Source organism: Providencia sneebia DSM 19967 (genome assembly GCF_000314895.2).
In the GTDB taxonomy this organism is placed as follows: Bacteria; Pseudomonadota; Gammaproteobacteria; order Enterobacterales; family Enterobacteriaceae; genus Providencia; species Providencia sneebia.
This window is the reverse complement of record NZ_CM001773.1, coordinates 548,442-572,693: the sequence shown is the minus strand read 5'-3', so window position 1 is coordinate 572,693 and position 24,252 is coordinate 548,442. Positions and strand designations below refer to the sequence as shown.

Genomic DNA, 24,252 nt, shown 5'->3' with positions numbered 1-24,252 from the left:
TATTATCATTTATATTCCTAAATTAATTCCATTTTTTTGAAAAAATTTATCCATGAGTTCTTTTAAATTACAAATCAAATCATCTCTTAATTTATTTGATTGATAAATATTTATTGGAATAGAACTAAATGCAAAAATTAATAATTGTAAGAAATATGCCTGATGATCAGCACTTATCGTTTTTAAATTCGATGAAATAAACAATAGCAGCTTATCATCAAAATTTTCTTGCCCTCTTATCCCACTGATGAATAATTGGCTTAATTTTTTTTCTAGTTTTGTATTTGCTTTAAATGATTGAAATAAATTTGTGTCTAGAATTTCATGAATAAAAACCTGATCTAATGCGTTTAATTCACGTAATTGTCCAATACTGTTAAAGCAACTACCAAATACATTAAGATAACGATGACCGAATGGTAATGATTGTAAATCGCATGCTAAAGCTCGACTTAAATAGCGCATCATATTTGTACGAATAGATAACGTCATTTCCTCAACCCATTGTTCATATAAATAGATAACAGGTCCATCATAGCTAAGAAATTCACGATATAACGACCGCAAATGACTAGCAGATTGCTGCAATTTTTGTGAAAATATTTTAGCAATCAGCGCAACATTAACACCCGCTTGGATGTTTCTGTCGTTATCCTCTTGTACTAATTGCTCTTCAAGTTTTTTTAATTGTGTTAATTGTTCCTGTCGTAGTTTTCCACGATTGATCAATGAAATAATCGCCATCAATAGATCACTAAGATCAGAAAAGTATTGGGATAAAAAGATCTTTAATTCTTTAGATGCCATAAATTTCTGATGAAGTGTATTTTCGATATTTAAAATGGTCTCATCAGCATTTTCGCAAAGAATGCGTTCTGAAAATTGCAGCCATTCTTCCTCATGGCTTTTTTTGGCACCGCTTCTACGAATATGACTCGCAGCTAACATCGATATTGATGCATATTCGCTAGTACTATCAATAACGCCTTGCCCACGAATGACTTCCTCCGAATCATCACTTATTTTTGATGATCGATTTTTTTCTTGGGGGTTCATTAGTAAACGAGAATGATTAGCTAATGGCATTATTGCCATGGACTCTCCATATAATTTTTCAAAAATTGAATTGTTCCATGTAGATGGCTATTTAATTCTTTAATGCGTGTGTTCTCAGAGAATTGGCGTCCATCCCACACTTCATTTTCATCAAGTAAACGAGGTTGAATTAGAAATAAACGCACCATTTTTTGCTGGTTAACTGAAGAATGTCTAAATATTTCACCAATGATAGGAATATCGCCAAGTAATGGTATTTTGCTATCATTCTGCACAATCTGCTCTCTGGTATAACCCCCAATTAATAAGCTGCTATCTTTAGCTATGCGTGCAACAGTATTAATACTTGTTCGACTCACTGATGGTAAACCTTCAACATTCGATGATTCTCCATTATGCTGCTGTTTCTCCCCCCCATCCTCAATATTCACTTCCATCTCAACACTATTTCCCGAAGAAATTCGTGGTATAACACTAATCATCGTGCCATAAGTTATTTGCTCTAATGTTGCAATCCTTTCACCCTGCAACTTGGCATAAAAGCTAGTGTTGTTATCAAATAGTGCGGGAATATTTTCTTGGGTTAATAACACTGGACGAGATACTATATTTCCATTCCCACTTTTACTTAACGCATCAATTTGCAATAAAAAATTATGGTTATCCACTAATGTGCTACGATTAAAAGTCAGAGCACCTTTACCAGTATTAATCCCACCAACTTCCCAATTAATCCCTAAGTTATCTAATTCACTGCGTGTAATATCAATAATCCACAGGGATAATTCGACTTGACGACGACGCATATCTAAATTTTTCACGAGTTGCCTTACATTATTAATCTGTTCAGAAGAACCTTTAACAATTAAGCTATTACTATCTGGATGAGCAACGAGGGAGAAAACCACATCTGATTTTTTGTTTAATGATGAATCTGTTATTAACTTCTTAGCGTCAACATCATCTTTTTTTGACGCCGGTATCGCGGTTTCTTCACTATTTTTATTTTCCTTTACCTGAATAGCTAAAGGTGTTTCCGTCCTATTTTTAAATAACGCACTGATTACAGATAACATTCCTGGAATGGTGACATTTTGGCCTCTCAATATATAATTTCTATCACTTACAGAGGCATATTGAATAGGAATAACAGCCAGTTCCCCCCCAGTTAAAATTTCTTGTTTTAGTTGCTCACTAAGATATAAAGCTGTTGCCTTGATTAATTCGATATATAAAGGAGGACCTGAGATAAATAGTAAACTATTCCCATCTTGAGCTCTCACAGGAAATCTTTGGTCATAGATTCCATTATTTTTAATATAATTAATAACTTGAATACTACTCGCATTATTCATAGGAATAATAACACTACGCATCTCACTGTTATCATAAATATAAATAGTGGCACCATCATCGTACCAAACTAAAGCAACACGTCGGGTAAGTGCTTTAAACATTTCATCAGGGTTTGCTAAGCTAAAATTTCCTGTGACACGCTTTTGTGCCGCTAGTTTACTTAGAATAATGGGCTTATTTAAACGCTCCGATATGGCATCAAATACCTTTCCAACCATAATATTATTAGCAATAAACGTATTATGATTAATATCTTGTTGAATAGGCTCTGCAACTAGAAATTCATTGGTTTGTGAATAACAATTTATACTTATAGTAAAAAAATAAAATAATATTATGACATTAAACTTATATTTCATATAGTTTAATTCCTAGACGTCTAATATCTGATGGAGTTAGGCCTAATTCCCTTTTTATATCATTGGTAAAATGAGAGGCAGAACAATATCCAGAATCTAATCCAATATCTAATATAGAATTATCACATTCTATAAGCTTTAACACAGCAGAAGCCATACGCACATTCATAATTTTTCTTTTAGCTGTCTTATTAAAGTTTTCTCTATACAGTTGCCTAAAATATGAAGCTGAAATACCATATTATTTACACAATTGATTAATATTTGCATTTCTATCTTTTTCTACTGCTGAAAGTAAAAATCGCATAATCCCATATGCTTCATACCGCCTTAATACATTACACCACAAATTAAAATTCGTATCATTTTTTATAACTAAATCTATAATTACATTTTTTATTGAATGACACATTGAGAGATCAACATTCGCTTCAATAATATTTTTATTTATCTTCCCTGTATAAAAGCTTTCATTTTCTGATAAAAACGATTTTCCTATAGCAGTATCGACAACTGCTAAAATTTCTATAATTTCTGAAATCAATATTGTGTAAAATGACCATTCTTTACTCTGAATTATTTCTAATTCAGAAGCAGAAAGAACAAATAAAGATTGTTCTGTGATTTTCATATCACATTCAAAATAAAAACCATTAATATATAATGGACTGGCATTTTTGCCAGGTATAGCTAAAACTAAGCTATCTTGTAGCGAAAAATAGCCTTCTTTATTTATGAGTAATGCATCAATATTTGTATTATTTATCATGATACTTCTATATTTTTAAAGTATTTTAATAACTACAACATCGACTAAAAAGTGTAATGACTCAAAGGAATAGTCCGGAATAAATTGTACTAAAAAGGATAAGCAGTAAGTCAGAAGGATTAAGATAAATTCTGCTGACGAAAATCAGTTAATACGTTTAACTATCCTTAACTTCTTTGATTGGGTTTAATTTTATGGATGATATCAATAACCGTATCTATATAATGAAAATAGCCAGCGGATCGATGAGTGGACAAGAGTTATTACTAACCATTGATAAACATCTTATCGTTATTGACCCAACCGTAAGGTTTAGAACAAAAATTGATGATAATGGTTATATTACTTATTATATCCCAAGCCATTCAGCATATTGTAAGCTAACTATTATAGAAAATGATAATGATTCATTAACTGATAATAATTTAAAAAATGAATCTACACTAGATTTACAAGTTAATGATGGGGTGAATACGACTCTTATTCCCATTATTTTTCAGGAAATAATGTTAGCCGATTTATTTCCAATTGCATTTAAGGCGGTGGATATGCCTTGGGAATTAAACGTACAAAAGCTAAATTATGAAAAGAAATTTAATATAAAAAACAAACTTATTTGTTTAATTACTAAGAGAAAACTTATTTTTATTATCACTTTAATTATTATATTCATTTTTCTTGGAGTAAAAATAAAATATCAAAATAGTCAACCAAATAAAATAGAGGCAATACGCTACATTTTAAATAATAAATATTCGCCAATCATCACTCTAGATAATAATGAAGATTTACTTGTTTTAATAAAATCAAAACAAGAAGCAGATTGGATTAAACAAAATTTATATAAATCAGGGTTTAATGAAAAATATATCATTCGTGAATTAAATGATTTAGAAGAAGAAATTGAAACTGAACTATCCTTATACATGGATAATATAATAAAAGTTGATTTATCTAACCCATATAAACCCGTTATTAAAGCAATAATGAATGGTAGTTAAAATGTCAATCAAGATATTATTAATAATGTTATTAATCGCCACATAAAATGTTTTAAAAATAGTGAGGTCATTCAAATTACACTTGACGAACTTTTAACAATCGTTGAAGTTGGATTAATAGAAAGCATATTGAAGTGGAAAAAAATAAAGAAAGATAATACCATTATTTATCTAATACAAGGAAAATTAAATGACTATCAATTAATTGCTATTTCTAACTTTGCCCAACAGTTTTATCATCAATGGGGTGAAAAATATATAAAATTTTCCATTTCTATTTTAGAAAATAAATTAGAAGGAAAATCCTTTATTATCAACCAAAGTGATTTTACCTTAATAGATAATAATCATTGGTCGTTTATATCAAATAAAACATATTAATGAGGTCATTTATGCCTATTCTTGGAATTAATGAAGCAACGGGTAATTGGGTAGCATCAGATTTTGAAATCCCCAATTCAGACAAAAAAAATTGGGGAATGATGTACCGAAGTACTTCTAGTATTAGTGCTCGAGCGAAAGACTTAGCCGATGAGCTGGATAAGATACTTAAAGGCACAGGCGAAGAATTAGAGGTTGATAACCCCTTAGTCCTTGCAAAAATAACTGCACTTAGTGGAAATTATAATATGGCTAGACAATTACAAAGTAATTTAATGAAATCAATTAAAGATACAGCACAAACAGCAATTCGTAATATTTAATCATTAAATCTCTTCATATACGGCAGTATAAGGAAAAATAATATATGTTAGTAATGAATCCACCAATAACAAGCTCTATAGATAACCTTGTTCCAGTATTATCTGATCAGCCAATTGAAGATAAAATAAAGTCTTTATATTCACAATATACAGTTGAAGTGCAAAACAAAAAGAACACACTAATTGATCAAGCAGAAAATCTTGATGTTAGTAATCCAATGGAAGTCATGAAAATACAACATTTAATTGGTCAATATAGTTTAGAGCTAAATTTCATTTCAACAATCACTCATAAATTAACGGGTACTCTTGATACTTTATTAAAAGCTCAATAAGCGATGAAAATTATAAAAATCTTACTTATTATCAATTTTATAGGACTTCTTACTGGTTGCGATACACCAATATTACTTAGCCATCTTAGCCAACGCCAAAGTAATGAAGTCCTCGCGATTTTACAGGAACATGGAGTAGATGCACAGCGTAAGCAAGATAGTAAGAAAGGTGATTCTATTAAAGTTAATACGCGCGATTTTGTGTTCGCAGTAGAGTTATTACATCAATATAATCTGCCAACTAAGGAACCTGTCGAAATTATTCAAGCTTTTCCTAATGACTCCCTTGTCGCTTCACCACAAGCAGAACGGACGCGGTTACTTTCCCTCATAGAGCAACGTTTAGAGCAATCTCTACTGGTCATCCCAAATATTATTAATGCACGAGTCCATGTTAGCTATCCATTAAATAGTCATAATTTACTAAAGCAACCACAAAAAATATCATGTCTAGTCACTTATTCAGGGAATGAAGATGAAAAATTAATTATGAATAAAATAAAGCTATTTCTTACTGGAAGCTTTACTGATACTCACTATGATAATGTTTCAGTCGTTATCCTTAATCAACCATCATTACAACATCAAACATACAGTCAAAAACCAATATTAAATATAAACTTACCTTTACTTACTTCCATTATTTTAGCAAGCTTCGCTATTATAATCATTTTCATATACTTATATCGTCGTCATTTTTATTTAAAAAAACAACATAACTAAATTAATAAAAAATATGATAGAACAAAAAAATAAATATTATAATGAGATCTTTCTTGCTCCTGGCAAATATTTCCATCATGAATATAATATTGTTAATTATTATCAGTTACCGGATACATTACAACAGATACATAATAAAAACTTAATAAAGCAATATTCATTAATTTTACCTGATAAAAAAACATTACCATTACCTGATTGTTTTTTAAAACAATGGAGCCTATTACCTCGAATCGTACTTAGCTTAGGAATGCTATTATATTCTAAAATATTACCTTGTAGCCATGGCCCGGCAGGTTATTTATCACAATACCAATAATTACCTTCCTCATTATGGGAAATAACTAAATCACTCAACCCTATACCTGATAAATTAATTGCCATGGGAGTAGATCAAATTCTATTTTATTTAATGCCATTTGGTTCTATTTATACTAATAGATTCAAGTATATGTTTAATTATGAAATTTTAAAACTATTACCAGCAACAATAAACACTGTCTTACCATGGAATATTATTGAAGAAACTTGCTACTATGTCGGAAGAAATACAACCAACAATGAAACAAACTGCAATTGAAAATGTATTGATCAAACATCAATCAAAAATAGCAAAGTTATATACAAAAAAAATAATAGAGCAATCAAAAAAGAGAATTAAAAATCAGTATAAACAAGCTCAAAAAGAGCTCGAACATATTCATCATATTGCTTATCAGCAAGGATATAATGATGGTTTAAAAAAATTGGTTATCGATATGATAAAATGTATTGAAATGAGTGAAAAACATTATCAAAGTCAGCGAGAGCAAGTCCATAAAAACCTATTACAATTGTTATCTGAAATCTTTCATGACACAAAGTTACAAAAAATCATTGCTGAATATTTTGTTCAAAAGTCAATTGAAGTAAATCAAAAAATCATTTATTTACCGGAAAAATTAAAATCATTTTTCTGTGCAGAAGATCCTTACATTCAATATAAATTTCATCAACATAGTGAAATAACAATGGAAATGGATAATGAAGTTATACAATTCTCCCCATCAAATAGTGCCTCATATCTATTACCCTATGTTCTAAATTCACCTACACACTGTGACTTATTATCTGAGCAAAAATTAGCTTATCAAAAACTTTTAGAATCCATTAATAATAAAGAACAAAAATATGATAACAACGATTAAACCAATAATAAAATCGCCATTAGATGATTTTTCTCAAAATAAAAGTGAAGATATTAAGTGTAAAGTAAAAAAAGAATGGAGTAAAAAAACGGATAATACAGACATTTCTTATAGTTATATAAATAACAATATTGAACTAGAAAAAACAAATCCTATTGATTTAATCAATAAATTTAAATATGTGAATATCAATAATTTACCTACGAATAAAAATATATCAGCAGACTATAATAGATATAATTTCTTATTGTTATATAAAAAGATATCAAATTTATCTGTTACGGAGAAAGAAGCCTTCATATCAGAGATGATAAAATCACTAAATAAAAATAATGCATTTCAACATCAAGAGTCACTTAAAAAGGCTGTAGAAGTGGCATTAAATAAAGTCACTATGGTAAATTTAGCTTTAGAACCATTGACCACCCAAATGCATCATAATATAGCCAATCTCACTATTGAATATAATGATGATGAAGAAGAACTCATATTCAGTTAATAGATTTTATCTTTATTCATTCCCCTTTATTTTATATTAATAATGATAGCCAAATCGACATTATTCTAATAACTAAGTATAAAAAACAAGCTACCCAACCCAATTATTCATTAATAAATCCTACTTTTTCTCGTGATTGTAATTCTTAAATATAAAAAAACATATATAAAATTGATATATAGAATTAACAAAAAAATTATAAATTAGACGCTATAACACATAAGGTGAAATTATTAAAAATTACCTTTTTATATTTTGTATCGCTTTTTATATTTAACCCATCTAACGAGAAGGTTAGGATAACCATCATGGCTAGTCGATAAAGTAGGTTCATGGGAAATATTATGAATAATACAGACCAAACAGAACAAGAAACACTGATTATTCTATCAGAATATGTTATTTATAATCCTCTTAAGCGGACACTTTCACGAGGAAAAAAAACAGTTAATCTTTCAGAAAATGAGTCTTGTTTATTAAAATTATTACTAAAACAAACGAGTAGTAAACGAGAAGTGATGTATGATATATGGGAAAAACGAGGAACTATCGTTACTGAGAGCAGCTATTATAAATTAGTCCGAAAACTACGCCAATCCTTTAAAAAAATCGATCTAGATGAAAATTTAATTATGACCCTGCCTAGGGTTGGTGTTCTCTACACTGGAACAAAATCTGAGGCTAGTTATACATCAATTTGCAAAGAGAAAAAAAATATTTACAGCTTTTTCTACTTAATTTTTAATAAACTATTTAATCATGTCATCTCAAAAAATAAAAATGAGAATCATAGATGAAATCTATAGAAATCAAAAAACAATTAAATCTATCAGTATATTTATTATTATTAATCACACTCGCTAGCGCTTGCAGTCAAAAATCGATCCACAATAATACTCATGAACAGCTCATTAAGTTAGAAGGTTATATTGATGCAAAATATAATAATATTCCTAAAGATTCAATTATAATACTATCCATTGCACCTTTTCAGCAAGAAGGTAACCATAGTATTCATGACTACAGGATAATAACCAAAACGGCAAATAGCTCTATTGCATTCCACCTTTTTTTTCCTAAGTCATTATTAGATGAAAAAAATAATTTAGGGATCAGTATCAGAGTAGAAAGAAATAATAAAATCATTATGATGAGTAAAAATATCATTCCATTACCCCGAAATTTTTCTGAAAAAATATATCTTGATATCATTAATATGATATAAGTTTATATCATATTTATCAGAATGTTATCGCTATTAGAAAAATTCAGCATGCATTCTAAACTATAGAATTATTTATGTATTTTTTATTTTATCTTGCTCTCTTATTTCTTGAGTAACAAAAAAAGTCTTTTTATGATTATAATTTAAATTACTAGAATATATTAGTTGTTATTTAATAAGAATGAAAATCACAATAAAGATAAATTAGTTAAAATAATTCAAACACATCCAGACTCCTTATCTTAAATATTAAATATTGAACAGATAATATTTAACGAGATTTAAATCACAATTTTGCAACATGCATTAGACAGTAAAGGTTTTTGTATGTTAGAGATGTTAATAGCAAAGCAAGCAATTACATTTCGTTACTCATCATAAAACGGATGTAAATCAATTGCGGGTAAATAAATTTCTTTGTCTTTAATCACTAAAAATAAGATAAAAAAATTTAACGCATTTTGAATAACTAATTTAATTTTAGTTTATATTTTTTATATAAAAATATAAACAATAGGGTCAGTGAATAGAAAGCCCTCAGAGATCATTACGGTCTCTGAGGGCTTTTTTTATTTTTAATAAGGAAACATTATGTCCAAACAACGTCGTTTATCGAAAATCTTTGCCAAAGATGGTAAATCTGTCACGCTGGCACTTGATGGATATTTTTTCTCAACTAAAACCGCAGGGATTGATAACACTATCAATAAAATGCCAGAACTGGCTGCAAATGGTTTAGATTGCGCATTAATTACTTATGGAATGGCAATAAATAATCCTAACGCATTTAATGATGTCTCTATCGTGCTACGCGTAGATTCGACCGTCAATATGTATGACAACAGTGTGCCAGACACAATGCAAGTTTTTGATGTGGAAGATGCTTTAAAACTTGATGCAGATGGAATTGTTTGTATGACATTCCCTGGCGCTTTTAATGAAGAGAAAACACATGCCATGACGGCTAGACTCGTTAAAGAAGCTGAACGGTGGAATATGCCATTTATTGTTGAATCATTACCTTATGGCTACGCGGTTTCTAGCCCTGAATCTAATGAAGCAAAAGTCATCGCAGATGCCGCACGTATTGGTGTGGAGCTTGGTGCCGATATTATTAAAACCCGTTTTTCTGGCACACCAGATGATTACCTAATCGTTGAAGCAGCACAAGTGCCAGTTCTTGCACTTGGCGGACCAAAAACAGACACCTTGAGTTACTTTAAATTTGTTGAACACTGCATGAAGATGGGTGCTAAAGGTGTTGCGGTTGGTCGAAATATAACCCAAGATCCAAAACCAATCGCTATGGTTGCAGGCTTAAATGCCATTATTCATTTAGGAATGTCACCTGAAGAGGCCTTTGCGATTTATCAGAATAAAAATTAATTCAAATAAACCGAGACTCATTCTATGAATTTAAACAACACCATTATTCCATCCGTGAGAAATTATAAATATTTCGAGCAGGCTCTTAATAGCCGTTCTGAATATATCTTATTACCTGATGCTGACATTGGTAATTTGCAATCCATGGTTGGGAAATGCCATAAGGCTGGGAAAAAAGTTTTAGTCCACTTGGAATTATTAGGTGGATTTAAACCTGACCAAACTGGCATTACCGTTTTAAAAAAGTTTTATAAGGTCGATGGTGTTATTTCTTCAAATTTTACCGCATTGAGGTACGCCAAAAAGGAGGGGTTAAACACAATATTTCGCGTTCTGTTAGTGGACTCACGTTCATTAGAACAGGCAAGCAATGTTGTTAAAAACCATTCTGTAGATGTTGATGCAATTGAATTACTGCCAGCTGAATATGCTTGTACCTGTTTTGATTTATTAAAAAGAAGTTTTAATCAAGCCAATACGCAATTCATTGCAGGTGGTTTTGTAAAACGAAAATATTTAGCCGATAGAATATTTTATACCGGGTTCAATGGGATAACCACCAGCGAACATACCTTATGGTAACGAAAATTCATCATGATTTAGCTACTTAATATTAATAATTCATAAACTTACCAAACTGTAGCTTAAAAATGATGAGTACCCTACACAATAAAAAGTACCCAAGATATTCCGTCTATCTGTTTACGACAAAATACGACTTTGCTGGAAAACAAAAAAGTAAGCTATTCAGTAAAACGTAATAACAATTTTGGTAGCGGAATATACAGAGTACAAAAGAGGCCATCATGAAAAAAAATACATCATGGGCATTGATAATGGCGGCACTGTTACTAAAGCTGCAATTTATAATTTGGAAGGCCAAGTGCTTTCTATTGCCTCCAACACCACACGCATGATCACTCCTAAGCCCTTCTTTACAGAGCGCGATATTGATGAACTTTGGCAATCCAATTTGTTAGTCATTAAATCCGTGTTAGAGAAATCGGGTATTGATGCAGAAGATATAATAGGAATTTCAGTAACAGGTCATGGAAATGGTCTGTATTTGGTTGATCACCAGGGAAAGCCAACTCGCAACGGGATCATTTCAACAGATAACAGAGCAAAAAGTTATGTTGAAAAATGGTACCAATCACCTGAATTTGAGCAAAATATCCTACCTAAAACAATGCAATCCATTTGGGCAGGTCAACCCGTAGCATTACTTGCATGGCTTCAAGATAACGAACCTGAATCTCTAGATAATGCACAATATATTTTCATGGTTAAAGACCTCATACGTTTTTATCTTACTGATGAAGCTTATCTAGAACTCACTGATATTTCAGGGACGAATCTTATTAATGTGCGTGATAGGTGCTATGACGATGAGCTGCTCGCCTTTTGGGGCGGCTTATCTTGGAAAGATAAATTACCTCCAATTAAGCTTTCGACTGATTGTTGCGGCCGCATTAGCCAAAATATTGCTGAACTCACAGGATTAAAAGCAGGTACACCTGTTTCTGGTGGGATTTTTGATATCTCGGCTTCATCACTGGCTTCAGGCATTAATAAAATTAATAAGCTTGCCATTGTCGCGGGGACTTGGAGCATCAATGAATACGTGACAGACAAACCGGTTGTCGACAAAGATTTATTTATGACATCCATCTACCCAATGGAAAATCGCTGGCAAATCACTGAAGCAAGCCCTACATCTGCGAGTAATCTAGAGTGGTTTATCACTCATTTTATGGCTGCGGATAAGCAACTAGAGGAAGCAAAAGGTAGCTCAGTCTATGAGTTATGTAACCAATTAGTTGGTTCAACAACTCCAGATGAAAGCCAACTCATGTTTTTCCCGTTTGTTTTTGGCTCAAATACGATCCCTGATGCCACCGCAGGCTTTGTTGGCGTAACCAGTTTTCACCAACGTGCCCACTTTTTACGCGCTATTTATGAAGGTGTTGCATTTAGCCATCTTTATCATGTTGAGCGACTTCGCCGAATTAATCCACAACTTAGCGATGTTATCCGCATTGCCGGCGGTATTACTCATTCTCCTGTATGGCTATAAATTTTTGCCGACATATTCCAATGTCAGCTGGAAATAGTCGATGTTAAAGAGCACGGAACATTAGGTGCTGCCATGACGGCGGCTGTAATGGAAGGTCATTTTCCTGATGTATTCGCAGCTTGTGAAGCAATGGTGAAAGTTTCGAAAACCATTCAACCGCAGTTAGACAAAAAAGCGGTATATGCTGAAAAATATGCACTATACAAAAGTATGTTGGATGATATGCAAGCGACATGGAAATCTTGTAGCCAAGCGAAAAATACGGCCAATTAAGCTTAATCATCTTTAAGGGGAAATCCATTATGGATCTTAATTTACAGCAGAAAAATGCATTAGTAACTGGTGGGGCTACAGGACTGGGTCGGGAATTGGTTCGCTCATTAGTAAAAGAAGGTGTTAATGTCTGCTTCACCTACCGTAGCCATCCAGAGGAAGCTTTAGCATTAGTTAATGAGCTCAATAAACCGGGCCATATTACAGTTGTTGCAATACAAACTAATTTAGGTGACAGCCGAGAAATTGAGGACTTATTCCACAACGGATTAAATACTTTTGGGCAGTTCGATATTCTTATCAATAACGCAGCGATTTGGCTATCCGGTCTCGTTACAGATATATCACTGGATGATTGGGATCGCGTCATGAATGTCAATTTAAAATCAGTATTCCATCTTAGCCAATTATTTGTAAACCAGTGTTTAGACAAAAAAATAGCGGGTTCAATATTAAATATTACTTCACAAGCAGCATTTCATGGCTCAACCACTGGGTATTCACATTATGCAGCAAGTAAAGCAGGGCTTGTGGCATTCTCAATCTCTTTAGCCCGTGAAGTTGCTAAACAAAATATTAATGTGAACAACATTGCCGTAGGCATTATGGATACAGAGATGATCCGCCATAATCTTGAGAAAGACCCTCAATATTACTTAAACCGTATTCCCATCGGCCGAGTCGCTAACCCAACTGAAATTGCAGATATTGGTGTTTTTCTTGTTTCTGAAAAAGCGAGTTACATGACAGGTGCAACCCTTGATGTTACGGGTGGAATGTTAATGCGTTAATACTCTTATCCTACAAAATATCCGCAGAGTATAAGAATTTGTCAAAATATTAGGAGAAAAGAAAATGAAATGTCTCGCCATTGCAGATTTATTTATTGATCAACCCACTATGGAAACTGGGTTAGAGAAATTACGCCAACATGGTTTTGAGGTTATTGTGCGTCAATGGAGCCACCCTTCCATTGAAAAATTACAGGAAGATAATTTACAAATTGAGCAAAATGGAGCCGAAGCGGTTGCTCTTCCTACCGATCTCTATGATGATTTACAAGATGTTGAGTTAGTTATTACTCAGTTTGCTCCCGTTAATAAAGCCGTTATCGATAAATTACCAAACTTAAAATTTATTGGTGTGTTACGCGGCGGCGTGGAAAATATCAATCAAGAATATGCCAAAAGTAAAGGCATTAAAGTTATGAATACACCGGGTCGTAATGCCCGCAGCGTTGCTGAATTTACGGTCGGTATGATCCTTGCTGAAACACGTAATATTGCCCGTGCTCATGATGCATTGAAAGATAAATATTGGCGAAAAGATTTTCCAAATGCTGATGTTATTCCAGAAATTGGTGGCAAAACAATTGGGTTAGTCGGCTTTGGTCATATTGCTCAATTAGTTGCAAAATTTCTGAAGGGTTTTGATGCAAATATTATCTTCTTTGATAAATATGTTGACCACATTGAAGGATATACAAAAATTGATTCATTAGAGGATTTAGTTAAAAAAGCCGATATTATTTCAGTGCATGCACGTCTAACGCCTGAAACACAAAATTTAATTAATGATAAACATTTTAATTTAATGAAAAAAACAGCCGTTATTATTAATACGGCTCGTTCAGGATTAATTAATGAACATGATTTACTTCAAGCGTTAAAAGATAAACGGATCATGGGAGCAGCAATTGATACTTTTGATGATGAGCCTTTAAAAGAGGAGAGTGCATTTTATTTATTAGATAATGTGACTATCACTCCCCATATGGCGGGTAGCACATTAGATGCATTTAGCAATACACCGAAATTATTTTCCGATATATTTTTAAAAGAATTAAATAAATAATAAAAAATTAATTTATATTACTGGGGTGTTAACCTCCGGCACCCTATACCCTACATGAATTTACCCTGAATAATTTAAATAGCAAAATATAAAAGCAATACAGTTATTAACACCACAATTTAGTTAGTTGCCATAATTCGAAATATAACGGCATTCTCAACCTAGATCACTAAAGAATAAATCCCAAGGAGCATACATAAGACTGTGACTTGGGTTTATGAGTGAAGTCAACAACGCGGTGAAGTGAATTATAACGGCAGCTTTACCCTAAATAAGTCGCGCTACAGCTAGGCGACGAGGGAATAAATCCCAAGGAGCATACATAAGTATGTGACTTGGGTTTATGAGTGAAGTCAACAACGCTGTGGTGTGAATTATAACGGGTAAAAAAGAAAGGACATACAAATGGACATAATAAACAACATCATCGGCCTCGGGGCCTCCGTCATGATGCCAATTATTTTCTTTATTATTGCATTATGTTTTGGTGTAAAAATCGGCACTGCGTTTAAAGCGGGCATGTTAGTCGGTATTGGTTTTGTCGGTGTCGGCTTGGTTATCAACTTACTTCTTTCCAACTTAGGTCCTGCATCACAAGCCATGGTTGAAAAAATGGGACTGAATCTTACTGTTGTAGATACGGGTTGGCCAACCGCATCGACTATCGGTTGGGGTTCACCTATTATGTTACCTGTCGTTATTGGCTTCATTGCAATTAATCTAGTTATGGTTATTTTTAAATTAACCAAAACAATCAATATTGATATCTTTAATTACTGGATATTCTTATTAGTTGGTTCTGTTGTCTATGCTGGAACAGAAAGTTATTGGTTATCCATCGGCATAACCTATGTTATTTTTATTGGTACATTAATTGCTGCTGATATTACCGCACCTTACCTACAACGCAATTACAACCTACAAGGAATTTCATTTCCACATTTGACCTGTATTATGTATGTACCTTTTGGTATTGTCACAAACTTTATTATAGAAAAAATTCCCGGATTAAATAAAATTAATCTTGAGCCAGAAACAATTAATAAAAAATTTGGTGTATTTGGCGAACCACTCACGCTAGGTTTTATTTTAGGATTAGTACTTGCTTTAATGGCAGGTTATCCAATTAGCGAATCTGTTGCACTAGCAGTTACGGTTTCTGCGGCTATGCTATTACTGCCTAAAATGATCGAAATTCTTGTCCAAGGATTACTTATTGTTCGTGATGCTGTTGAAAGTAAATTGAAAAAGAAATTCCCTAATCGTGATTTTTATATCGGCATGGATACGGCATTATTAATCGGTGAACCATCTGTATTAGCAACAGGCTTACTTCTTATTCCAATGGCGATTGTGCTCGCATTTATCTTACCGGGAAATAAAGTTCTTCCGTTTGTTGACCTTGCCTCTCTTATGTTTTTATTAGCCATGGTAACACCATTTTGCAAACGTAATATGTTCAGAATGTTCGTTTGTGGGACATTAGTGCTTACTTCTATTTATTATGTGGGAACTGATATTTCAAAGGAATATACACAAGCAGCAGCTAATTCAAATATTCCAGTGCCTGAAGGTATATCAGAAATGACAAATATTGTCGGCGGCGCGACAACGCCTGCAGGCTGGGCAGCGGTAAAAGTGGGAGAAATGATCGCTGAATAAATTCTAATACTGAATTAGTACCATTTATAGCAACTAAACCAGCTAATTATCCACTTTTGATAAGTTAGCTGGTTTTCATTATTGAAACCGAGAATATTAATACTCATTCAAAATATATAAATATTGCTCATATTTTTCATATCAAAATGATTTATTGAGCTTCAAATGAGAATATTTTTTTCCAATCATTTTTCATGCTGATGACAATCCAATTTTTTGCCATTGCTTCGTCATACAAGCTTTGAGTAAATGTTCCAACTTCTGTATCTGGAAGACCTTGAGCTGGGCCATAAGCATATTCGCGAACCTCATCATCATGGAAAACTAACATACCCAGTCTTAAACCATTTCCTGATGTTGTATATTCTAACATTTCACGGTCACCGGTTGAGTTACCCACAGAAATAATAGGTTTCTTACCAATAAGTAATTCAATACCTCTTACTTTGCCACCAAAATCATCGTTGATTAATAATGATGGTTCAATCAGCAAAATAGGCTTACCAGCTTTAGTGTATGAGTATTTTGTCATAAATGAAGAACCCATCACTTGTTCTGGAGGAATTCCATAAACATCGTTGCTATATACTCTGACAAAGTTTTGACCGCCACCAGTAACAATAAATGTTTTATAGCCGTTATCTCTTAAGTAATTAAGCAGCTCGACCATTGGTTGATAAGTTAATTCGGTATAATGTTTATCCCATCTCGGGTCTTTTGCTTTTTTCAGCCACTCACTAACTTCTTTATTATAAGCTTCTAAATCCATTCCAGTTAAAGCCGTTACAGCGATAATATTTAACTGTTCTGGTGTTAATTTACTTATTTTTTTAGGATCTTTAGAGAGAACCGTTTTGAATGGCTCAGCCTCTTTCATTTTAGGCTGTTCTTTTGCTAATTGTTCTATACGGTCAAAAACATATAAGAACTGTGTGTACATTGGATGCTCAACCCATAATGTACCATCCTGATCAAATGTTGCTATACGATCTTTAGCTTCAACAAAATTAGGACTTCCTTCAGTTGTTGTTTTCTCAACAAAATTAATAATCGAAGATTTCGTTTTTCCATCATTCCATGAAGGTAATGAATCAGTTTTAGATAAAGCGACAGAACTAAAACATATTGATAGAGATAAAATACATATTTTACTAAATAGTGATGTTGTGTTTTTCATATTAAAATAATCTTATTAGGGTTATTAGACAATGAGATAAAAAATTCTAGGTAATTCTATAAATAACATAACACTATGCTATTTATATATAACGAAACAAATCTTAAAAAGATTAATGAAGATAACCTATTTTTACTTTATTCATTTATCTCCTCTTTTTCTATTAGTGCATTCTTTTATGACACTACAACAACCCCTAAAAGATCTCAACAAAATTAAGCTTTATATTATCTATAATTTATATGATTAAAATTCACATCAAATAAGTACTATCAAAATAAAAAAGATAAAATTTATAATAAATTATCATCTTGATTTAATTAATAATTACAAAGAGAAACCTATAAAAATATTTAATTAAAAATGTAATATCCTATATTTAAAAAGGCTACTTGTAGTGAAAACCTTAACAATCTTCATTATTTATTTTCTTCAAGTAGCTTTTATCAAAGCGAGTTTTTTAAGTACTTTGCCTAACTTCAAATTTATAAGGAAAAATAATATCCTCTTGAGTCTCACAAAAATCGCCTTCAATATCAGAACCTGCTAGCCACTTTTGTAATTTCTTTGCCGTATCCCGCGCCATTTTACTGTAATCAATGCGCACAGAGGTTAATGATGGCTGGATATGATCGCAATTAGCCGATCCTTCAACACATGCTAATGCTAACATTCTTGGAACTTGGACAAGTCTTCTTTGACATTCAAATAGTACACCTAAAGCAATCATTTCATGGCTGCAAATAACAGCTTCTAATTCCGGCTGTCGAGTTAACATTTCACTAATTGCCTGACGACCAAAATCCATTGTTGCGACATAAGGGGTTGTAATACTTTGCTCTGCACTTTCATTATGAGCCAGCATCGCTTTGTTCCAACCACTCAATTGCTGGCTTTGCATTTTGCTATCCATTTGTGCACCGATATAGCCTATTTTTTATATCCTTTTTGTAATAAATAGTTTGTTAAAAAATTTACCGCTTCTCCGATATTACTTTTTATATTTAATGAAACGGGATAATTAGATTCTCCAGCCGCATTTATAATAGGAATATCTAAATTTTTAAGGCAATTAAATACACTTTGTGAATTAATTGTACCAAATATAATAAGTGCAGCAGGATTGCTTTGTAATAAAGTAGATAGAACTTCAGATTCTTTTTTTTGCTGATAATCATGACTACCAATAACTACTTGATAATTATTTTTATTCAAGACTTCTTGTAATGATTGTAAAAAAACGGCACTGGCATTATCCCGTAAAGATGGAATTAATACTGCAATCGTTCGACTTTGCCCCGATGCTAAAATTCCGGCGGCTAAATTCGGAATATAGCCAAGCTCCTCAACAGCCAAATTAATTTTTTCACGTAACTTATCAGAAACGAGTTCAGGTGTACGTAAAGCACGAGACACCGTCATCGAACCTACGCCAGCATACTTAGCAACATCTTGTAGTGTCACACGCCCAGTATTTTTTCTTTTTCGTATTTTTTGCATTGAGTAGTTTTATTTAGCCTTAATTAATTCAACAGCCCTAACTTAGCACAAGTCTCATTTATTCATCAGCTCACAAGTTTATTCATTTCGCCTTTGTTCGCAATATTTAACTAACATGATAGCGCTATCACAGAAATGAACAATTCAACTAGATAGCGCTACCATAGATCACTAATATCACCCAATGATTAAAAATATAAAATTCTATTCACCAGGAGCAACACCATGCTGACGACATTATTGACCCCGAATGTTATTCAGGTCGTAGAAAGCGCCTCAGATTGGCAAGATGCAATTCAAATTGCTTGCAATCCATTAATTAATAATAAGTTCATCGAACAGAGATATGTTGATGCCATAATCAAATCACACGAGAAAATTGGCCCATATTATGTTTTAGGACCGGGTATTGCTATGCCGCATGCCCGACCTGAAGATGGTGTGAATCAATTATCTCTTGGCTTAACAGTCATAAAACAAGGCGTTAAGTTTGGTTCTGAAGGAAATGATCCCATCAAACTATTAATTGTCCTTGCAGCAACAGATAGCAATAGCCATATCGGGGCGATAGCAAAACTTGCCGAACTTTTTGATAATCAAGACGATATAGACAGCATCATGCAATCAGAAAACGTTGATGACATTTTAAAAATCATCGCTAAATACGAATAATTAAATATTGAGGTAGACATTATGAAAATCACCGTTGTTTGTGGAAATGGCTTAGGCACCAGTTTAATGATGGAAATGAGCATCAAAAGTATTTTGAAAGATTTGCAAGTTAATGCTGATGTGGATCATGTGGATTTAGGCTCAGCAAAAGGCACTGTCAGTGATATTTTTGTTGGCACAACGGATATTGCAGAGCAATTAATTGCCCAGCAAGTCGGTGGAGAAATTGTCGCTCTTGACAATATGATTGATAAAGTAGCTATGAAAGAACGCATCACTGCTGCATTACAAAAACTTGGGGCGATGTAAACGGAGGCTTTATGTCATTTTTTCGTTTTCTGATGCAGGATGTTTTATCTGAACCTGCTATTTTAGTCGGTTTTATTGCACTTATTGGCCTAATCGCCCAGAAAAAGCCCGTTACAGAATGCATTAAAGGCACCATCAAAACCATAATGGGTTTTGTGATCTTAGGTGCTGGTGCGGGCTTAGTTGTTAGCTCATTAGGTGATTTCTCAGCTATTTTCCAACATGCGTTTGGTATTAATGGTGTTGTACCAAATAACGAAGCGATTGTCTCAATTGCACAAAAAAGCTTCGGTCGTGAAATGGCAATGATCATGTTCTTTGCGATGTTAATCAATATTTTGATTGCACGCATTACGCCATGGAAATTTATTTTCCTAACTGGTCATCACACACTATTCATGTCAATGATGATAGCGGTCATTCTAGCAACAGCTGGAATGGAAGGAACCCTGTTAGTCATTGTCGGGTCTCTGATTGTTGGTTTCTGCATGGTCTTTTTCCCAGCCATTGCGCATCCATACATGAAAAAAGTAACTGGTTCAGATGATGTCGCAATCGGGCATTTCTCAACAATTTCCTATGTATTAGCAGGTTTTATTGGCAGTAAATTTGGTAATAAAGAACATTCAACAGAAGATATGAATGTACCTAAAAGTTTACTATTCCTGCGAGATACGCCAGTCGCTATTTCATTCACCATGTTCATTATCTTTATTATTACTTGCCTATTTGCAGGCGGTGATTTTGTCCGGGAAGTGAGCGGTGGCAAAAACTGGTTTATGTTCTCTTTGATGCAATCCATTACCTTTGCTGCCGGGGTCTATATTATCCTGCAAGGTGTGCGTATGGTTATTGCTGAAATTGTTCCTGCATTTAAAGGAATTTCTGACAAATTAGTACCGAATGCAAAACCTGCATTAGATTGTCCTGTTGTTTTCCCTTATGCACCTAATGCGGTATTAGTTGGATTCTTAAGTAGCTTCGCCGCAGGTATTATCGGCATGTTCGTACTATATGCATTAAATATGACGGTTATTATTCCCGGTGTTGTACCGCATTTCTTTGTTGGTGCAGCGGCGGGCGTATTTGGTAATGCAACTGGCGGGCGTCGTGGTGCTATCTTAGGGGCATTCGCTCAAGGATTATTAATTACATTCTTACCTGTATTCCTATTACCTGTTTTGGGCGATATTGGTATTGCGAATACCACATTCAGTGATGCGGACTTTGGTGCTATCGGAATTCTATTAGGTATTATCGTTCGTTAACTTTTTACACGCCTCAAGCAATATTATTGAGGTGTGTTCTACTTTATTTTAAATGTAGATTATTTGTCAGCCCCATTATGATGGGGCTTTTTTAAAACGATATATTTATTCTTCATTTATAAACATAATAGCACTGCATATCCTTAATTTATTAAGAATATGCAGGCAACTATATATTTCTATTTTGCATTAATCACTGCAATAACAGTATTTTTTATATCTCATCACGTTAATACAATTTATATTTATCACGTAATTTTAAATAATCCTGATTTTGTTCACGCCACTTCTGTTCGATCAAGTCAATGGTTTGCTCTTGGCTTAATCCTTTTTCAATGGATTCATTTAGCATTGTAAGAAATTGCTGGTTACCCACTAATTTAGCTAACCAAAGTGGACGAATAACAAAATAATCATTTTGATACTTTAAGTATTGCGCTTCTTTATCTGCTTCAATGGCTAATGGATATCCATTTTCATGAAATTTAAACCACCATTTTGTAAAATGGCTAATTGTAGGTTTAACACTTTTTTCGTCGAGATGTGTTAATGATTCACCATAAACTTGTTTACCCGCTTGTGGCCAACCATATTTTTCTTGGTTTATATCTACGGTATAGCTAATGTTTTCGTAAAATTTATCCGATGAAAAACCTAACTGCTCAAAGGGTTGTGTCGACCCACGCCCCATATTGACACTCGTCGCTTCAAACAATGCCAATGATGGATAAAGTTTGATAGATAAATCTGTTCTTAAATTCGGTGAAGGTGCTCTTGGTAAATGATATGGCATCCCATGCTGATAATTCGCCATAGGGATCACATGCAGTTTATCTGCAGGAAATTGATATTCTGCTTGTCCATGTGCTTGCCAACTGGTGTCATTACCATTCGTTAACCACCCTTCATTCACAATCATTAATGCAAATTCACCAGATGTTAAACCATGTACCATTGGAATAGGATGCATACCAATACCCGATATAAACTTCTCTTCCAGTAATGGCCCATAAACTTGATCGCCTAAAGGATTTGGTCTATCAAATACCATAAATTCTTTATTGTATTTTTGTAGGCTTTCAAGCAAATGATGCATTGAAATAGTGTAAGTAAAAAAACGAACACCTACATCTTGTAAATCATAAATAACGATATCTACATCTTGCAATTGTTCTGCTGTTGGATGAGCACGTGAACGCCCTGCCTCATCTCTTCCATATAAAGAAATAATCGGTAATCCGCTTTGACTATCAACATGATCATTATCACCAAAGCCGGCATCTTCATCTCCTCGAATACCGTGCTCAACAGAAAATAACTTTGTTACTTTAAAGTTATAAGCTTCTTGTTCCGATAATAATTTATCTATCGTATGTCTTTCATCCTTATTAATGGAGCTTTGATTAACCATTAATGCCACTTTTTTACCTTTTAAAAGTGGCCCATAAATCGCTTCTCTATCTACTCCTAAAACAATTTCATGGTTTGGTTCATTCTTTTCTGCATTGGCTAATGAAGAAATACCAAATGAACTTAAAAGAAAAACGGCTAAAAAATATAAAAAGTTTTTCATAATAAAATTCTCTTTACTGGCTAATAGATAAACCTAATTATCAATTAGCCATCATTGTAAATTGCAGTCTATTTCTCCGCAATACATAATCAGCTTAATACGTATCTAATCATAAATAAAATGGGTGATGCCATAATATTAATATAAATAACATTATTATATTTAAAGTAGCATTTAAAATTTTAAGTGATTATTAACTAGAAAGTATGACGTAATTCAATTGCCCAAAAGAAGAAATTATTATTTTCTTTATTGCCTTTATTCCATGTTACCTCTGGACGATAATAAGCATCCCAAAAAATCGATGTTTTATTGGTAATTGGATAAAGTAATTGAAAACCATAACGACTTCGATCTTTCTCTTTATAAAGAAATTCTTGGTTATAAGAATCACGGAAACTTTGCTTACCCTTAGTTAAAGCATAACGCGTATAAGGCATTACCATGAAACCATTATCAAATCGATAACGATATACTGCCCATAAGAAATGTTCTTTGTTATGTAATGTATTTACTAAGTTTTCATCAATATAAAGATAATTTACCCATAATGAGTTTTTCTTATTAAATGTATATGTTCCACCAACAAAATGTTCATCTATCTGGCTCCAATTACGCTTGTAAACACCGTAATCACCTTTTGCTCTAGCATAATCAAGTTTTCGGTCTATAAAACGAAATGATAGACTACCATTAAAGCTCAAGTTATCTGAATATTTATAATTGAATTGAGGTCTAACCCAAATTTCATGGCGTTCTTCCCCTTTTCGAATATCTCCCTTATATTCAGGTGCTGCTAATGCAGGGTTACTAATTGATGGGTAATGCCAGTTATCGTTACGATAACCAAGACGTAATTTAAAATTCCCTGGCATGTCATATAAGGTAAATGGAAAGGTACGAGTAACTCCCGCTTGCCAACGTGTTCGGTCATATTCTGAGTTATTGTCTAAATATGTTTTTAATATTTGAACATCATACAACCATAGTGAATTATCTTGATAAATAAAAGCACCGAAATAAGGTGATGTCGCCATACTTCCTTTAAGGAATTTCCAATTATCATCACTGTCAATTTCTTGCTCAGTACCAATATATGATTCTACATTCCACTTTTTCTCGTTATTTCTCTTCTCTAATTCACTTTTCTTTTGTTCAAGTTCATTAATTCTTTTGTTGAGTTTAATGATCTGTTGGTCATAATCTATTTCAAACTCATCCACAGCACATAGAGAAGAAATACCCATCATTAATCCAATACATAAATGTTTTTTCTTAAACATAATG

At 33.0% G+C, this 24,252-nt stretch carries 22 protein-coding genes and 3 pseudogenes; 17 read left to right on the top strand and 8 right to left on the bottom strand.

The window, feature by feature from the left end:
- Nucleotides 1–9: 9 nt before the first annotated feature.
- Genes OO7_RS02285 through OO7_RS02275 form a run of 4 tightly spaced genes read right to left on the bottom strand, consistent with a single transcriptional unit; the run spans nt 10 to nt 3,540 of the window.
- Nucleotides 10–1,095, bottom strand: a complete 1,086-nt coding sequence (locus tag OO7_RS02285; protein WP_008914347.1) for an HrpJ domain-containing protein — start codon at nt 1,093–1,095, stop codon at nt 10–12.
- Complete coding sequence (gene sctC, locus OO7_RS02280; protein WP_008914346.1) at nt 1,086–2,771, bottom strand: type III secretion system outer membrane ring subunit SctC; 1,686 nt, start codon at nt 2,769–2,771, stop codon at nt 1,086–1,088. Before sctC ends, OO7_RS02285 begins: the two co-directional genes overlap by 10 nt.
- Nucleotides 2,761–3,006 carry a helix-turn-helix transcriptional regulator gene (locus OO7_RS17070; RefSeq protein ID WP_269077551.1) on the bottom strand — a complete coding sequence of 82 codons (246 nt, stop codon included), beginning with the start codon at nt 3,004–3,006 and terminating at the stop codon, nt 2,761–2,763. The genes sctC and OO7_RS17070 overlap by 11 nt, the downstream gene beginning before the upstream one ends.
- Before the next feature lie 6 nt (nt 3,007–3,012).
- Entirely contained in the window at nt 3,013–3,540 is a 528-nt protein-coding gene (locus tag OO7_RS02275; protein WP_008914344.1) for a hypothetical protein, read from the bottom strand.
- Between the two features lie 194 nt (nt 3,541–3,734).
- Between OO7_RS02275 and OO7_RS17065 the strand changes: the two are divergent.
- From OO7_RS17065 to OO7_RS02200, 14 genes and pseudogenes are all read left to right on the top strand, one after another.
- A pseudogene (locus OO7_RS17065) lies at nt 3,735–4,922 on the top strand (PrgH/EprH family type III secretion apparatus protein).
- Between the two features lie 11 nt (nt 4,923–4,933).
- Nucleotides 4,934–5,245: a hypothetical protein gene (locus tag OO7_RS02265; protein WP_008914341.1), complete on the top strand. Its 312-nt coding sequence runs from the start codon at nt 4,934–4,936 to the stop codon at nt 5,243–5,245.
- A 44-nt stretch (nt 5,246–5,289) separates the two neighbouring features.
- The gene (gene sctI, locus OO7_RS02260) at nt 5,290–5,580 is read left to right on the top strand and encodes a type III secretion system inner rod subunit SctI (protein ID WP_008914340.1); all 291 of its coding nucleotides are present in this window, start codon (nt 5,290–5,292) and stop codon (nt 5,578–5,580) included.
- A gap of 3 nt (nt 5,581–5,583) precedes the next feature.
- Nucleotides 5,584–6,303 (top strand): type III secretion system inner membrane ring lipoprotein SctJ, encoded by a 720-nt coding sequence (gene sctJ / locus OO7_RS02255; protein ID WP_008914339.1) that lies wholly within the window; start codon nt 5,584–5,586, stop codon nt 6,301–6,303.
- A 518-nt stretch (nt 6,304–6,821) separates the two neighbouring features.
- Nucleotides 6,822–7,490, top strand: a complete 669-nt coding sequence (locus tag OO7_RS02245) for a hypothetical protein (RefSeq protein WP_156823125.1) — start codon at nt 6,822–6,824, stop codon at nt 7,488–7,490.
- Nucleotides 7,474–7,989, top strand: coding sequence for a hypothetical protein (locus OO7_RS02240; RefSeq protein ID WP_008914336.1), 516 nt, complete (start codon nt 7,474–7,476; stop codon nt 7,987–7,989). Before OO7_RS02245 ends, OO7_RS02240 begins: the two co-directional genes overlap by 17 nt.
- 344 nt (nt 7,990–8,333) lie before the next feature.
- On the top strand, nt 8,334–8,786 hold the full coding sequence (locus OO7_RS02235) for a winged helix-turn-helix domain-containing protein (RefSeq protein ID WP_008914335.1): 453 nt from the start codon (nt 8,334–8,336) through the stop codon (nt 8,784–8,786).
- The gene (locus OO7_RS02230) at nt 8,783–9,214 is read left to right on the top strand and encodes a hypothetical protein (RefSeq protein ID WP_008914334.1); all 432 of its coding nucleotides are present in this window, start codon (nt 8,783–8,785) and stop codon (nt 9,212–9,214) included. Before OO7_RS02235 ends, OO7_RS02230 begins: the two co-directional genes overlap by 4 nt.
- A 591-nt stretch (nt 9,215–9,805) precedes the next feature.
- Nucleotides 9,806–10,600 (top strand): class I fructose-bisphosphate aldolase, encoded by a 795-nt coding sequence (locus OO7_RS02225; RefSeq protein ID WP_008914333.1) that lies wholly within the window; start codon nt 9,806–9,808, stop codon nt 10,598–10,600.
- A 24-nt stretch (nt 10,601–10,624) separates the two neighbouring features.
- Nucleotides 10,625–11,182 carry a glycerol-3-phosphate responsive antiterminator gene (locus OO7_RS02220; RefSeq protein WP_008914332.1) on the top strand — a complete coding sequence of 186 codons (558 nt, stop codon included), beginning with the start codon at nt 10,625–10,627 and terminating at the stop codon, nt 11,180–11,182.
- Nucleotides 11,183–11,423: 241 nt separating this feature from the next.
- Nucleotides 11,424–12,950 (top strand): annotated as a pseudogene (locus OO7_RS02215) (FGGY-family carbohydrate kinase).
- Nucleotides 12,951–12,979: 29 nt separating this feature from the next.
- Entirely contained in the window at nt 12,980–13,741 is a 762-nt protein-coding gene (locus OO7_RS02210; protein ID WP_008914331.1) for an SDR family NAD(P)-dependent oxidoreductase, read from the top strand.
- Nucleotides 13,742–13,805: 64 nt separating this feature from the next.
- The gene (locus OO7_RS02205) at nt 13,806–14,804 is read left to right on the top strand and encodes a 2-hydroxyacid dehydrogenase (RefSeq protein WP_008914330.1); all 999 of its coding nucleotides are present in this window, start codon (nt 13,806–13,808) and stop codon (nt 14,802–14,804) included.
- A gap of 405 nt (nt 14,805–15,209) precedes the next feature.
- Nucleotides 15,210–16,466 carry a PTS galactitol transporter subunit IIC gene (locus tag OO7_RS02200; RefSeq protein WP_043892627.1) on the top strand — a complete coding sequence of 419 codons (1,257 nt, stop codon included), beginning with the start codon at nt 15,210–15,212 and terminating at the stop codon, nt 16,464–16,466.
- Nucleotides 16,467–16,617: 151 nt separating this feature from the next.
- On the opposite strand, the gene OO7_RS02195 is transcribed toward OO7_RS02200, so the two are convergent.
- Complete coding sequence (locus OO7_RS02195) at nt 16,618–17,643, bottom strand: HAD family hydrolase (RefSeq protein ID WP_008914328.1); 1,026 nt, start codon at nt 17,641–17,643, stop codon at nt 16,618–16,620.
- 460 nt (nt 17,644–18,103) lie between these two features.
- Nucleotides 18,104–19,143, bottom strand: a pseudogene (locus OO7_RS02190) (LacI family DNA-binding transcriptional regulator).
- Nucleotides 19,144–19,368: 225 nt separating this feature from the next.
- Between OO7_RS02190 and OO7_RS02185 the strand changes: the two are divergent.
- From OO7_RS02185 to OO7_RS02175, 3 genes are read left to right on the top strand one after another with little or no spacing between them, the layout of a single operon-like run.
- Nucleotides 19,369–19,815: a PTS sugar transporter subunit IIA gene (locus OO7_RS02185; RefSeq protein ID WP_008914327.1), complete on the top strand. Its 447-nt coding sequence runs from the start codon at nt 19,369–19,371 to the stop codon at nt 19,813–19,815.
- Between the two features lie 21 nt (nt 19,816–19,836).
- Nucleotides 19,837–20,124: a PTS sugar transporter subunit IIB gene (locus OO7_RS02180; protein ID WP_008914326.1), complete on the top strand. Its 288-nt coding sequence runs from the start codon at nt 19,837–19,839 to the stop codon at nt 20,122–20,124.
- 11 nt (nt 20,125–20,135) lie between these two features.
- Nucleotides 20,136–21,392 carry a PTS ascorbate transporter subunit IIC gene (locus OO7_RS02175; protein WP_008914325.1) on the top strand — a complete coding sequence of 419 codons (1,257 nt, stop codon included), beginning with the start codon at nt 20,136–20,138 and terminating at the stop codon, nt 21,390–21,392.
- Nucleotides 21,393–21,621: 229 nt separating this feature from the next.
- Here OO7_RS02175 and OO7_RS02170 read toward each other — a convergent pair whose 3' ends face one another.
- Nucleotides 21,622–22,965, bottom strand: a complete 1,344-nt coding sequence (locus tag OO7_RS02170; RefSeq protein ID WP_008914324.1) for an exo-beta-N-acetylmuramidase NamZ family protein — start codon at nt 22,963–22,965, stop codon at nt 21,622–21,624.
- Nucleotides 22,966–23,162: 197 nt separating this feature from the next.
- Nucleotides 23,163–24,215: a DUF2490 domain-containing protein gene (locus tag OO7_RS02165; RefSeq protein WP_043892774.1), complete on the bottom strand. Its 1,053-nt coding sequence runs from the start codon at nt 24,213–24,215 to the stop codon at nt 23,163–23,165.
- Nucleotides 24,216–24,252: the final 37 nt, after the last annotated feature.